The following is a 13,415-nucleotide window of genomic DNA, read 5'->3' on the forward strand; positions in this document are numbered from 1 at the left end:
GTAAACTCTATTGATCTACAGGCACATATCGATAATGGTATTTGACTACAATATCAATAATTATTGACGATAAATTATAGATAATTTTTAGTAAGAAGGATTTTTGTGATCAAAAAATGTCTATTCCCGGCAGCCGGATATGGAACCCGCTTCCTCCCAGCAACCAAAGCAACGCCAAAAGAGATGCTTCCCGTCCTAACCAAACCGCTCATCCAATATGGTGTAGAGGAAGCGGTTGAGGCCGGTATCACGACGATGGCTATCGTCACAGGTAGAGGCAAACGTGCCATCGAAGATCACTTTGACATCTCTTACGAGTTGGAACACCAGATCAAAGGAACGAGTAAAGAGCCTCTGCTCGATGAGATCCGTGCACTCATCAACCAATGCACCTTCACCTATACCCGACAAACTGAAATGAAAGGTTTGGGACATGCCATCCTCACCGGGGAAACTCTCATAGGTCAAGAATCTTTTGCCGTTATTCTTGCTGATGATCTTTGTTATAACGACGGTGACGCCCCCGTGCTTAAGCAAATGGTGTCTATTTATGAAAAATATCACTGTTCCGTGGTGGCTATAGAGGAGGTACCTGCAGACAAGACAGACAAATACGGTATCATTGCAGGGAATCTCATCGATGGCACAGATGACACGTATAGAGTGGACGATATGGTAGAAAAGCCGAATCCTGAAGATGCTCCAAGCAACCTGGCAATCATCGGACGCTATATCCTCACTCCTGACATTTTCGATATTTTGCGAAACACGCGACCAGGTAAAGGCGGAGAGATCCAGCTCACCGATGCCTTACTTGAGCAAGCAAAAAAGGGAAGAGTCATCGCCTATAAATTCAAAGGCAAACGTTTTGATTGTGGAGCGGTGGATGGATTTGTCGAGGCTACGAATTATTTTTACAGCTCATTTAAGGGCTGCTAAATGAAAGGCATCATACTGGCAGGTGGCTCAGGTACTAGACTCTACCCGATAACAAAAGGGGTCTCCAAACAATTGGTACCGATCTATGACAAACCGATGATCTACTATCCTCTTTCCGTGCTTATGCTTGCCGGAATCAGAGAAGTACTTATCATCACCACACCCCAGGATCAAGCCAACTTCAAAAATCTTCTCGGTGATGGTAATGAGATCGGAATGCGTTTTGAATATGTCATTCAACCAAGTCCGGATGGATTAGCTCAAGCGTTTATATTGGGTGAAGAGTTCCTCGATGGAGATGATGCCTGCCTCGTCCTGGGTGATAACATCTTTTACGGCCATGGACTGACCAAGATGCTTGCTACGGCCGTCAAAAATGCCGAAGATGAGAATAAAGCCACTGTCTTCGGCTATTATGTCAATGATCCTCAGCGTTACGGGGTGGCGGAATTTGATACGAACGGCAACGTCATAAGTATCGAAGAAAAACCGACAGACCCCAAAAGCAATTATGCAGTAGTGGGACTTTACTTTTACCCCAACGACGTGGTAAAAAAAGCCAAAGAGGTCAAACCTTCAGAACGCGGAGAGTTGGAGATTACGACACTCAATGAGATGTACCTCAAAGAAGAGCGTCTCAAAGTGGAGCTCATGGGCCGCGGTTACGCCTGGCTGGATACGGGGACACACGAATCACTGCTGGAAGCGAGCCAATTTATCCAAACGATCGAGAAACGTCAATCTTTAAAAGTTTCGTGCATCGAAGAGATAGCGTATGAAATGGGCTATATCTCCAAAGAACAGCTTTTGAAGCTTGCACAACCGCTGAAAAAGAACCAGTATGGACAATACCTGATCAAGCGGGCCAATCAACCGAGAGGAATGGGCAGATAATGCAATTTGTGAGAACCGATATCCCGGATGTCATCATCGTTGAACCGAAAATCCATGGCGATGAGCGGGGCTACTTTGTAGAAACATACAGAGCGGACAAACTTGAAGAGTTTCTCGGCTATAAAATAAATTTTTGCCAGGACAACGAATCAAAAAGTTCTTATGGGGTCCTTCGCGGATTACATTATCAACTCCCGCCCCACGCACAAACCAAGCTAGTGCGTGTCATCAAAGGAAAAGTCCTTGACGTAGCCGTAGATATCAGAAAAAGCTCACCGACCTTCGGTCAATATGTCGCGGTCGAACTCAGCGAAGAAAACAAAAAGCAACTTCTGATCCCACGTGGCTTTGCACACGGATTTCTCGTGCTTGAAGACGATACTGTCTTCGCTTACAAGGTCGACAGCTATTATTCCCCTGAATGCGACCGGGGCATTGCCTTTGATGACCCCGAGATCGGTATCGATTGGAGGATCCCGCACGACAAGCTCATACTCTCGGCAAAAGACAAGGCACAGCCCAAACTGAGCGATACAGATGATCTCTTCGAATATGGGATTAATTACTATGGCTAACGTTTTAGTCACCGGTGCCAACGGTCAACTCGGTTCGGAAATAAGGGAACTTTCATCTCTCTTCCCCTACATATATTTTTTTACGGATCAAAATATCCTGGACATTACCGATAAAGAGCAGATCACGCAATTTGTAAAAAGCAACTCTATCGACACCATCATCAATTGTGCAGCCTATACCGCCGTCGATAAGGCGGAAGAGGATAAAATTAACGCCGACAAGGTCAACCATTTGGCCGTTCGCTATTTGGCGGAGATTGCAAAGGAAGAAGATATCAAACTGCTTCACATCTCCACGGATTATGTCTTCGACGGGAAAAACTACACGCCCTATACTGAAGAGGACAGAACGAACCCCAATGGAGTCTATGGAGCCACGAAGCTTGCAGGCGAAGAAGCTATGCGTGATATCAATCCCAAAAACTCCATTATCATCAGGACATCGTGGGTCTATTCCGGTTACGGAGCGAATTTCGTCAAAACGATGCTGCGCCTTGGAAAAGAGAAGAAGGATCTTGGTGTGATTTTTGACCAGGTGGGTTCCCCCACCTATGCAAAAGATTTAGCAAAAACCATTCTTAGCATACTGCCAAACATCGAAAACGAGAAAGTGGAAATATATCACTATTCCAATGAAGGAGTAGTCAGCTGGTATGATTTCGCAAAAGAGATTATGCGGATGGCGAAACTCGATTGTACGATCAAGCCGATCGAAACGAAAGAGTATCCGACACCGGCTATGCGCCCTCACTATTCAGTGCTCAACAAATCAAAAATCAAAAAAGAGTTCGGTCTAACCATTCCCTACTGGAAAGACAGCCTGGACGAATGCTTGAAGACCATGGGAGAAAGAAAATAAATGTTCGACAACGACAATCAGACCATTTTGATAACGGGGGGAGCCGGATTCATAGGCAGTAACTTTATTCCATATTTTCTGGATAAATATCCCGAATACAATCTAGTCAATCTCGACCTTCTTACCTATGCAGGCAATCCTGAAAATCTCAAAGAGGTCGAAAACCACCCACGCTATAAATTTATAAGAGGAAATATTTGTAATCGTGAACTCGTAGATTTCATCTTCAACGAGTATGATATTCGAGGCGTGATCCATTTTGCGGCTGAATCCCACGTCGACAATAGTATCAAAAACCCCGGTGTGTTTGTCGAGACCAATGTCAACGGAACTTATACACTCCTCGACGTAACCAAAAACCATTGGATGGAAAAACCGTTCACATACAAAGATGATTACCAAAATTGCCGTTTCCATCATATCTCGACCGACGAGGTTTATGGAACACTTGGCGAAGATCCAAATGAGCTCTTTACCGAAGAGACACCCTACGCTCCGAATTCCCCCTACTCGGCATCCAAGGCATCGAGCGACATGATCGTCAGGTCCTATGTAGAAACATTCGGGATGAACTGCGTCATCACCAACTGCTCAAACAACTACGGCCCTAAACAGCATGACGAAAAACTGATTCCTACCATTATAAGAAATGCCCTTCAGGGTAATCCAATCCCCATATACGGTGATGGGAAAAACATCCGAGACTGGCTCTATGTCCTCGATCACTGTAAAGGAATAGATCTTGTGTACCATAACGGTAAAAAGGGCGAAACCTATAATATCGGGGGAAGAAACGAAAGGACCAATCTGGAAATCGTCAATAGGATTTGTAAGATACTGGACGAAAAAGTTCCTCGAAAAAATGGCGAAAGTTATAAGAAGTTGGTTACATTCGTTGAAGACAGAGCTGGCCACGACAGACGCTATGCCATCGATGCAACGAAGATCGAAAGTGAACTTAGTTGGAAAGCGGATGAGAATTTCGAGTCCGGCATAATAAAAACAGTGGACTGGTATTTGAAGAAATATGGAGTTACTAAATAATTGTTTAGTCGTATAAAAAATATAGTCAATACTGAAGATAAAAAAAGACTTTTATCAAATTTTCTTTCATTATCTTTATTGCAAGCATTTACATATATATTACCTCTTCTTACGTTACCTTACCTAGTAAGAGTTTTGGGAGCAGATAAGTTTGGTTTAGTTATGTTTGCACAATCATTTATCATGTTTTTTTCTATTTTGGTAGATTATGGATTTAATTTATCAGCCACGAGAGAGATAGCAATTCATAGAGATAATAAAGAAAAAATCACAGAGATATTTAGTAGTGTCATGCAAATAAAGTTTATTCTTATAGTAGTGTCATTTATTATACTCTCTATTATAGTCTTTACTTTTGAAAAATTTTCGAATGATTGGAAGCTTTACTATTTGACATTTCTTTTTGTCATAGGACAAGCATTTTTCCCAATATGGTATTTTCAAGGTATGGAGAGGATGAAATATATCACCATTGTCAATGTATTTTCAAAACTTTTATTTACCATATTTATATTTGTATTTATACGAAATAAAAATGATTACATACTTGTGCCTGTCTTAAATAGTTTAGGTTTTATCTTAGGTGGTATAATCTCTTTATGGATGATATATAAATATTTTAATCTAACATTTAAAATTCAAAGTTTTCAAACTATGATGGTGTACTTTAAAGATAGCTCCCAATTCTTTTTGTCAAGAGTGTCTCTATCTATTTATACATCAGCAAATACCTTTGTATTAGGATTATTTACAAATACCACATTAGTTGGTTACTATTCTATAGCAGAAAAGTTATACCAGGCTATGTCAGGAATATATCATCCAATTATAAACACTATTTATCCTTATTTATCAAAAACTAAAAATATATTTTTCTATAATAAATTATTTATAATAATTTCTATTATTAATACAATTGGTGTAATATTTATATATCTATTTTCAAATGATATAATAGATATAATTTTTAAAATTAAAAGTATGGAAGTCAATACCGTTTTATTGATTTTTGTAACATCGTCTATTTTACATGTACCAGCCATATTACTTGGTTATCCACTTTTGGCAGCATTTGGATATCCAAAATATGCAAATCTAACAGTTATCCAAAGTTCTATTATACATTTGATAGGATTAGGCATATTAACCATATTGAAGATGATTACAATCTACAATGTTGCGTATATGGTTTTAATTACTGAAACTACAGTTTTTTTAACCAGAATTTATTATGCAAAAAAATTTAATCTAATATTTAAAAGGAGTAAATAGTGAACAAAAAAGTTTATGTAGGAATGAGTGCAGATCTAATTCATCCGGGGCATATGAATATAATAAAAGAAGCATCAAAGTTAGGAGAAGTAATAATAGGTCTTTTAACTGATGAGGCTATAGCAAGCTATAAAAGACTTCCTTATATGAATTATGAACAAAGAAAAGAAGTTTTAGAAAACATAAAAGGAGTTTCAAAAGTTATTCCGCAAGAGACTTTAGATTATAGATATAATTTAAGAAAAATAAAACCAGACTATGTGGTTCATGGAACAGATTGGAGAGAAGGAGTTCAGGCAAAGGTAAGAGAACAAGTCATAGAGACTTTAAAAGAATGGGGAGGTGAATTAGTTGAACCAGAATATACTAAAGGAATTTCATCTACAAAATTGAATCAATCTTTAAAAGAAATTGGTACTACTCCTGATATACGAAGGGCAAGACTTAGAAGATTAATAAAAGCAAAAGACACAATAAGGATTATGGAAGTTCATAATGCTTTAAGTGGATTGATTGTTGAAAATATAAAAGTTAACAATATTGAATTTGATGGAATGTGGAGTAGTAGTTTAACAGATTCAACTGCAAAAGGTAAACCTGATATAGAAGCTGTTGATATTACAAGTAGAATAAGTACAGTAAATGAAATATTTGAAGTTACAACAAAACCTATGATTTTTGATGCCGACACTGGAGGAATTGCCGAACATTTTGTTTTTACAGTAAGAAATCTTGAAAGGATTGGTGTGAGCGCTGTTATAATTGAAGATAAGACAGGTTTAAAAAAGAATTCTCTTTTTGGTAATGAAGTTACACAAACTCAAGATAGTATAGAAAATTTTTGTCATAAAATTAATATGGGGAAAAGAGCACAAATTACAGATGATTTTATGATAATTGCAAGAATTGAAAGTTTAATTTTGGAAAAAGGTATGGATGATGCTATTACTCGTGCAAAAGCTTATGTTGAAGCTGGTGCAGATGGGATAATGATACATTCAAGACAAAAAGAACCTACTGAAATTTTAGAATTTTGTAAAATTTTTAGAAAAGAATATAATGATATTCCTATTGCTGTTGTGCCAACATCTTATAATCAAATTACAGCTACAGAATTAAGCGAAGCGGGAGTCAACATAGTTATTTATGCAAACCATATGCTAAGAGCAGCATATCCAGGCATGATTAATGTAGCTAAATCTATTTTAGAACATGATAGAAGTTTAGAAGCGGAAAAAGATTTGCTTTCAATAAAAGAAATTTTAGAGCTTATACCGGGTACGAAATAATGGTAGATACTAAAAAATTTGTCAATTCTTTGATAGAGAATGGCTATACTCATATTTGTGCTGTGCCTTGTAGTTTCGCTAAAAATTTAATAAATGAAATTATTAATAATGAAAATATTGAATATATTCCAAGTGCTTCAGAAGCTATTGCAGTAAGTATAGCTGCTGGACTTAGAATGTCTGGAAAGAAGCCTATAGTTGTTGTACAAAGTTCAGGTTTGACAAATATGGGAAGCTGTATTACAAGTATGTTATTGCCTTATGGTATAACTTTTCCAATTATTACAAGTTGGAGAACATATAAAGAAGGTGATAGTGAGGTACAACACAAACACTTGGCTACTGCACTTCCAAAATTAATAGAAACATATGGATATAAATATCAAATTCTAGAACAGAATAATTTAGATACAATGATTTCTCAAATAAATAATTCAAATAATGATTTTTTGATTAATATTTTAAAAAAAGATACATTTTCAAATATTGAATTATATGAGGAGTATAAATTAAAATTAGATTATATTCCAAGAAGTGTATTTTTGAAAACTTTAAATAAAAAGTATAAAAATAGCAATACAATATTTATAGGAACAACAGGAAATACTGCAAGAGAGATGTATACTTTTATGCCAGATACAAAAAATTTTTATATGGTAGGCAATATGGGAGGTGCATTATCTGTTGGAGTTGGCATGGCAAAAGCAGGTAAAAAAGTGATAGTTCTTGGTGGGGATGCAGAATTTGTAATGCACATGGGAGGACTTACAACTGCTGGAAGATACAAAAATTTAGATTTAAATTATATACTTTTTGATAATGAATCAAATAAATCAACAGGTGGACAAGCAACATATCAAAATCATATCAACTATATTGGTATAGCTAAAAATTGTGGATTTCATGTTTATGAAAAAATTATTTATAATTCATCTGATATGATAAATTCAATTAGGGATAATGGATTGAATTTCTTACATGTAAAATGTGGATATGATAAAGTCACTCCAAGACCGCCTGTAGAAGCAGTTGCTATAAACAAGGTATAAAAATGACAAAAATTAATTATTATATGCCTGTAAAAATCATATATAAAGTAAAAGCCTTAGTTGATATTAAAAAGCATATAGACGATAAAACAGTTTTATTGGTGACATCAGCCGGGCATATAAAACGAGGTTTATTGAATAAACTTAAAAATGTAAATATAACACATGTAATAGATAATATCGATACTCATCCTGAATTTAAAAATTTAGAATCCATCTATGAATCTATATTAGACATAGATTTTGATATCATACTGGCTATTGGTGGTGGAAGTGTAATTGATAGTGCTAAATATCTTTCAGTTTATAATAATAATAAAGATAAAACCTTTGTAACAAAATTGATAAAAAACCAAATTAATACTGACTATTTCATAAAACCTTTTATTTCTGTACCGACCACAGCAGGAACAGGAAGTGAAATAACACCTTGGGCTACTATTTGGGATATGGAAGAAAAGAAAAAATATTCTCTATATTTACCAGAGCTTTTTAGTAAAATAGCTATTTATGATCCTTCTTTAACTTTATCAGTTCCAAAAGATGTAACTATTCAAACAGGACTTGATACATTGTCACATGCACTAGAATCCATTTGGAATAAAAATGCGAATGAAATAACCATCAATTACGCTATAAAATCCGCAAAATTGATAGTAGATAATTTACCATTACTTTTAGAAAATTTAAATAATTTAGAATATAGAGATAATATTATGAAAGCATGTATGTATGCAGGATTGGCCTTTTCTAATACACAGACGGCTGTCGCTCATGCCATGAGTTATTATATGACTGCACATAAAAATATACCTCATGGAATAGCTTGTAGTTTTACACTACCTATGCTGATTGATAATATAATAGGTAAATATGATTTTATTGACGAAGCATTAATCAAAATATTTGGAGAATGCAGTTCTAAACCACTAAGAGAAATGTTAAAAGTTCTAAATATATCTACAGTATTTAGTGACTATGGTATTTATGACGAAGAGTTGGAACTTTTAAAATCTTCTTTGGATAAAATTCAAAGAGCTGAAAACAGTTTGGTAGCAATATGATAAAAAAGATTTTTATATATTTTATGAATTTGCCTCTATATTATTTTATGTTTTTAATTCCTCCTAAAAGAAATCTATGGGTTTTTGGTGCATGGTATGGTGAAAAATATTTTGACAATCCCAGATTTCTTTTTGAATATGTTCAAAAAAATAATCCACAAGTTAATGTGGTTTGGATAACAAAAGATAAAGCGATATGCAATAATAAAACTATCTTATACAAATATTCATTAAAAGCAATCATGACTTCTATTATTGCAGAAGTCTATTTAATATCACACTCTACTTTAACTGATTTATACCCGTTCATAAATAATAAAACGAGAAAAGTAGTCCAATTATGGCATGGGATTCCAATAAAAAAAATAGGTAAAGATGACAATAGGTATAATCATCAAAATATAAAAAACAAAATTAAATTTTTTATATTTCCTTTTTTGATTGAAAAATATTCACTTATCATTTCTTCTTCTGAAAGTGATCGAATTAATATGGCTTCAGCATTTGATGCTGCTTTAAGTCAAGTAAAATTAACAGGGTATCCGAGGAATGACGTATTTTATAATAATCATTATGAAGTTAAAGAGTTCAAAATACTTTACGCTCCTACTTTAAGGGATAAGGTGGATGATGAAGTGAATTTGTTCGATGATTTTGGTTTTGATAGTAATATAGTTCTACAATTCTTAGAAGAGAATAATATTTATTTAGATATAAAAATGCATCCAGCAAATAAAATAGATAAAAAATTTAAGAGTTCTGTAAAATCAAAACATATCCGGTTCTTAGAATCCAAAATGGAAATAAATGAAATATTGCAAGATTACAGTATCATAATAAGTGACTATTCAGGATTATATATTGATTATTTACTAACTGATAGACCTATAATTTTTGCACCATTTGATTACAAAAAATATATTACCAAAGATAGAGAACTTTATTATAAATATGATGATGTAACTCCTGGACCCAAATGCCGTAATTGGAATGAAGTCTTAGAATGGATTATAAAATTTAAAGAAAATCCTGAGTTGTACAAAGAAAAAAGAAAAGAAGTAAAAGATAGATTTCATAAATATCAAGATGGCAATAGTTGTGAGAGAGTTTATAGAGAAATCTTAAAACTGGTGAATTAAATGACTAAAAAAGTATATATTGTCTTACTAAATTACAATGGCTGGGAAGACACGATAGAGTGTTTGGAAAGTGTTCTGAAAAATGATTATGATAATTATCAAATTATAGTTGTAGATAATGATTCACCAAATAATTCAATGGAATATATCATTAACTGGGCAGAAGGTAAACAAGAAATTGTTTATGATGAAAATTCACAACTCAGACATCTGAGCCAACCGTTTGAATTAAAGCCTTTAAAATATATTTATTATAAAAAAGAAGAGGCCCTAAAGGGTGGCGAAAAAGAAAAAGAATTGGAGCTAAATAATAATCCATTGATATTAATTCAAGCAGGAGAAAATGGTGGTTTTGCAGCTGGGAACAACATTGGAATTAAATATGCTCTTGCAAAAAATGACTTTGAGTACATTTGGCTTTTAAATAATGATACAGTTATAGAAGAAAATAGTTTAAGCTCGTTGGTGAATTATGCATCCAAAAATAATCTTGGTATAAGTGGTTCAACCCTTTTGTATTATGATAATCCAAAAATGGTACAAGCCTATGGAGGAACAATAAATAAATTTTTTGGAACGAGTAAACATATACTGGATCAGGATGAAATAGAAAAAAAACTTGATTATGTTGTAGGGGCTTCTTTCCTTATAAGTAAAAAGGTGATACACAAAATTGGATTATTACCTGAGGAGTATTTTTTATATTATGAGGAAACAGATTATTGTTTTAATGCTAGAAATAATGATTTTAAACTTGGAGTATGTGTAGATAGCAAGGTTTATCATAAGGAAGGGAATAGCACTGGAGCAAGCGGAGACTCAAATAATAAGAATGATTTTAGTGATGTTTTGATTTTAAAAAATCGTATTAAATTTCACAAAAAGTACTTGGGTGGAGGAATCAGCCTTTGGCTTGGTATTATGATTGCTTTTATGAAAAGAGTAAAACGAGGTCATTCAAATAGGATATTGAAGGTTTTATATGATTCAATATAATACATTTACCATATATAGAACATTATTATTAAAATTATATTTATCTTTTTTATTTATATGTTCAATGTTGCCATCAGGTACAATTTATAATTTTAATATTAAAATATACATATTTATATTATTAATAATTTTTTCTATTCCAATGTTATTTAAATTGAAGATGAAAAAAAACGATGTTTCTGTAATTTTCTTTGTTACATTTATAATATGTTTTTACACTTTGCTTGGAAATATAAATGGTTATGAATTCACTTCAGTTTTGTTGGAATTTAAATTTCTATTTGGAATATATTTAATGCTTTTAATAACATATTTTATGTATTTATTTGTTGATGATAAACTATTTTTTTTGAGAAATGTTATAATTTATACTATCTATGGATCAATGATATATTTATTTATAAAAAGTTATTTTTTTTTAATGATATATTTTAAATTATATGATTACTCTCTTATGAAAGACGTAATATTTCCAATTATCAATTATAAGCCAGTTGGTTTAAATATAATTATTGGTGCACCAAGATTCTCATTTGTAACAATGGATTTTTTATCAGTTGCCCTTTTCATTTTATATATTTATTTTAGAAACAAAATAATTTATATTAAATTTCCATTATTTATCGAATTTTTTTATTCAATTATTTTATTTATATCAATTTTTTCAGCTTATTCAAGATTTATATTCATTATTTTCCCTATATTATTAATCATTGTATTTTTGTTGAATAAAAACTATAAAACAATAATTTTAGCTTTTATTATTGGTATATTATTTAGCATCGTTTTTCATAAAGATATTTCATTGATTATTTTTCAGCGATTTGTTAATCAAGAACATAGTGACAGTTGGCGCATTATAATGACACACGCTCTCTTAAATAGTTGGTCACAATCACCTTTTTTAGGAAGAGGAATTGGAGCATATTCCTTAGAACTTATAAGAGATAGATCCATGCCTTTTTCATATGAAGTTCAATTTGTCTCTATTTTAATGCAATTTGGCATATCGTTTATTTTATTAAATATTTTTATATTATATTTCTTTTTAAAAAATATAACTAATAGAACCATATTACTAACATTTTCAATATATATTTCTTTGATATTAGGCTCTTTTACAAATCAATATTTACTATCAACTACTACAGGTGTAATATATGTAATTATTTTTATCATATTATTAGTTTTCAATAATGTGAATTATATAAGTAAGAAAGTGAGAAATTAAATAAATGAAAGATATACTGTTTGTTAATTCTAGATTTCTATCACAGGAAATCACGGGAGTACAACGCTTCTCAATCGAGTTATCTAGAAGCCTTAAACGTATTCTAGGGGAAAAAGTCCAATTTATTGCTCCAAAAAATATCATTCATTCACATATTGCAAAAGAATTAAATATAATAGAATTTGGCATATTTACTGGGCATTTATGGGAGCAGATTGATTTACCTATATTTTTAAGAAAACACAATTCACCTATGCTCTTAAATCTAGGAAATACTGCACCGATTTTCTACAAAAATAAAACAAGTACACTTCATGATGTAGCTTACGAAAAATTTCCAGATACATTTAACTGGAAGTTCAAAACATTTTATAAATTCGCTATTCCTCATATATTAAAATCATCAATACATATTTTCACTGTAAGCAAATTTTCAAAAAAAGAAATTGAAGAATTGTATAAAATAGATTCTAATAAAATAAATATTGTATACAACGCTATAAATGAGATATTCAAACCCATAAAGATTAAAAACAATCAAAGATATATATTGGGAGTTTCTTCTTTGAATAATCAAAAAAATTTTCATTCTATGATAGATGCTTTTAATCAGATTGCTGATAAGAATATAAAACTTTATTTAGTTGGTGGTATTAATAGGAATTTTGCTTCAACAAAACTTCTTGATGAAATAGATAAAAATCAGAATATAATACTTAAAGGTAGGGTGGACGATAAAGAACTTGTTGAGTTGTACTCAAATGCAACATGTTTTGTGTATCCGTCTCTATATGAAGGTTTCGGCATCCCACCTCTTGAAGCTCAAGCTTGTGGATGCCCTGTCATTTGCTCGAATGCTGCGAGCCTTCCAGAGGTTTGTTCAGATAGTGTAGTATATTTTGATCCATACAATGTGCAGGATATCAAAGATAAAATAGAACTGGTTTTGTATAATGAAGAATTACAGAATGAATTAAGAAGAAAAGGCTTTGAAAATATCAAAAGATTCAGCTGGGAAAAATCTGCGAACAAAATTATAGAAATCATTGAGGGATTAAAATAAA

General features: G+C 32.7%; 13 protein-coding genes. All 13 read left to right on the forward strand.

From position 1 onward, the window contains the following. Positions 1 to 105: 105 nt before the first annotated feature. The 13 genes from galU (at position 106) to NITSA_RS07190 (ending at position 13,414) form a co-directional block, all read left to right on the forward strand. A complete protein-coding gene (gene galU / locus NITSA_RS07130; protein WP_013554344.1) occupies positions 106 to 939 on the forward strand; it encodes a UTP--glucose-1-phosphate uridylyltransferase GalU in 834 nt (277 codons plus the stop codon). Beyond that, complete coding sequence (gene rfbA / locus NITSA_RS07135; RefSeq protein WP_013554345.1) at positions 940 to 1,833, forward strand: glucose-1-phosphate thymidylyltransferase RfbA; 894 nt, start codon at positions 940 to 942, stop codon at positions 1,831 to 1,833. After that, complete coding sequence (gene rfbC, locus NITSA_RS07140) at positions 1,833 to 2,408, forward strand: dTDP-4-dehydrorhamnose 3,5-epimerase (protein ID WP_013554346.1); 576 nt, start codon at positions 1,833 to 1,835, stop codon at positions 2,406 to 2,408. The genes rfbA and rfbC overlap by 1 nt, the downstream gene beginning before the upstream one ends. After that, a complete protein-coding gene (rfbD, locus tag NITSA_RS07145) occupies positions 2,401 to 3,267 on the forward strand; it encodes a dTDP-4-dehydrorhamnose reductase (protein WP_013554347.1) in 867 nt (288 codons plus the stop codon). The genes rfbC and rfbD overlap by 8 nt, the downstream gene beginning before the upstream one ends. Continuing rightward, the gene (gene rfbB, locus NITSA_RS07150; protein ID WP_013554348.1) at positions 3,268 to 4,311 is read left to right on the forward strand and encodes a dTDP-glucose 4,6-dehydratase; all 1,044 of its coding nucleotides are present in this window, start codon (positions 3,268 to 3,270) and stop codon (positions 4,309 to 4,311) included. After that, positions 4,312 to 5,583 (forward strand): oligosaccharide flippase family protein, encoded by a 1,272-nt coding sequence (gene rfbX / locus NITSA_RS07155; protein WP_013554349.1) that lies wholly within the window; start codon positions 4,312 to 4,314, stop codon positions 5,581 to 5,583. Beyond that, complete coding sequence (aepX, locus tag NITSA_RS07160; protein ID WP_013554350.1) at positions 5,583 to 6,872, forward strand: phosphoenolpyruvate mutase; 1,290 nt, start codon at positions 5,583 to 5,585, stop codon at positions 6,870 to 6,872. The genes rfbX and aepX overlap by 1 nt, the downstream gene beginning before the upstream one ends. Continuing rightward, positions 6,872 to 7,921, forward strand: coding sequence for a thiamine pyrophosphate-dependent enzyme (locus NITSA_RS07165; protein WP_013554351.1), 1,050 nt, complete (start codon positions 6,872 to 6,874; stop codon positions 7,919 to 7,921). The genes aepX and NITSA_RS07165 overlap by 1 nt, the downstream gene beginning before the upstream one ends. A 2-nt stretch (positions 7,922 to 7,923) precedes the next feature. After that, positions 7,924 to 8,985, forward strand: coding sequence for a phosphonoacetaldehyde reductase (locus NITSA_RS07170; protein ID WP_013554352.1), 1,062 nt, complete (start codon positions 7,924 to 7,926; stop codon positions 8,983 to 8,985). Next, a complete protein-coding gene (locus NITSA_RS07175; RefSeq protein WP_013554353.1) occupies positions 8,982 to 10,124 on the forward strand; it encodes a CDP-glycerol--poly(glycerophosphate) glycerophosphotransferase in 1,143 nt (380 codons plus the stop codon). The genes NITSA_RS07170 and NITSA_RS07175 overlap by 4 nt, the downstream gene beginning before the upstream one ends. Then, positions 10,125 to 11,120 (forward strand): glycosyltransferase family 2 protein, encoded by a 996-nt coding sequence (locus NITSA_RS07180; protein WP_013554354.1) that lies wholly within the window; start codon positions 10,125 to 10,127, stop codon positions 11,118 to 11,120. It abuts the gene before it with no gap. A 160-nt stretch (positions 11,121 to 11,280) separates the two neighbouring features. Then, positions 11,281 to 12,351: an O-antigen ligase family protein gene (locus NITSA_RS07185; protein WP_169308536.1), complete on the forward strand. Its 1,071-nt coding sequence runs from the start codon at positions 11,281 to 11,283 to the stop codon at positions 12,349 to 12,351. 4 nt (positions 12,352 to 12,355) lie between these two features. Continuing rightward, positions 12,356 to 13,414, forward strand: coding sequence for a glycosyltransferase family 4 protein (locus NITSA_RS07190; protein ID WP_013554356.1), 1,059 nt, complete (start codon positions 12,356 to 12,358; stop codon positions 13,412 to 13,414). Position 13,415: the final 1 nt, after the last annotated feature.

This window comes from Nitratifractor salsuginis DSM 16511, from assembly GCF_000186245.1.
Classification (GTDB): Bacteria; Campylobacterota; Campylobacteria; order Campylobacterales; family Sulfurovaceae; genus Nitratifractor; species Nitratifractor salsuginis.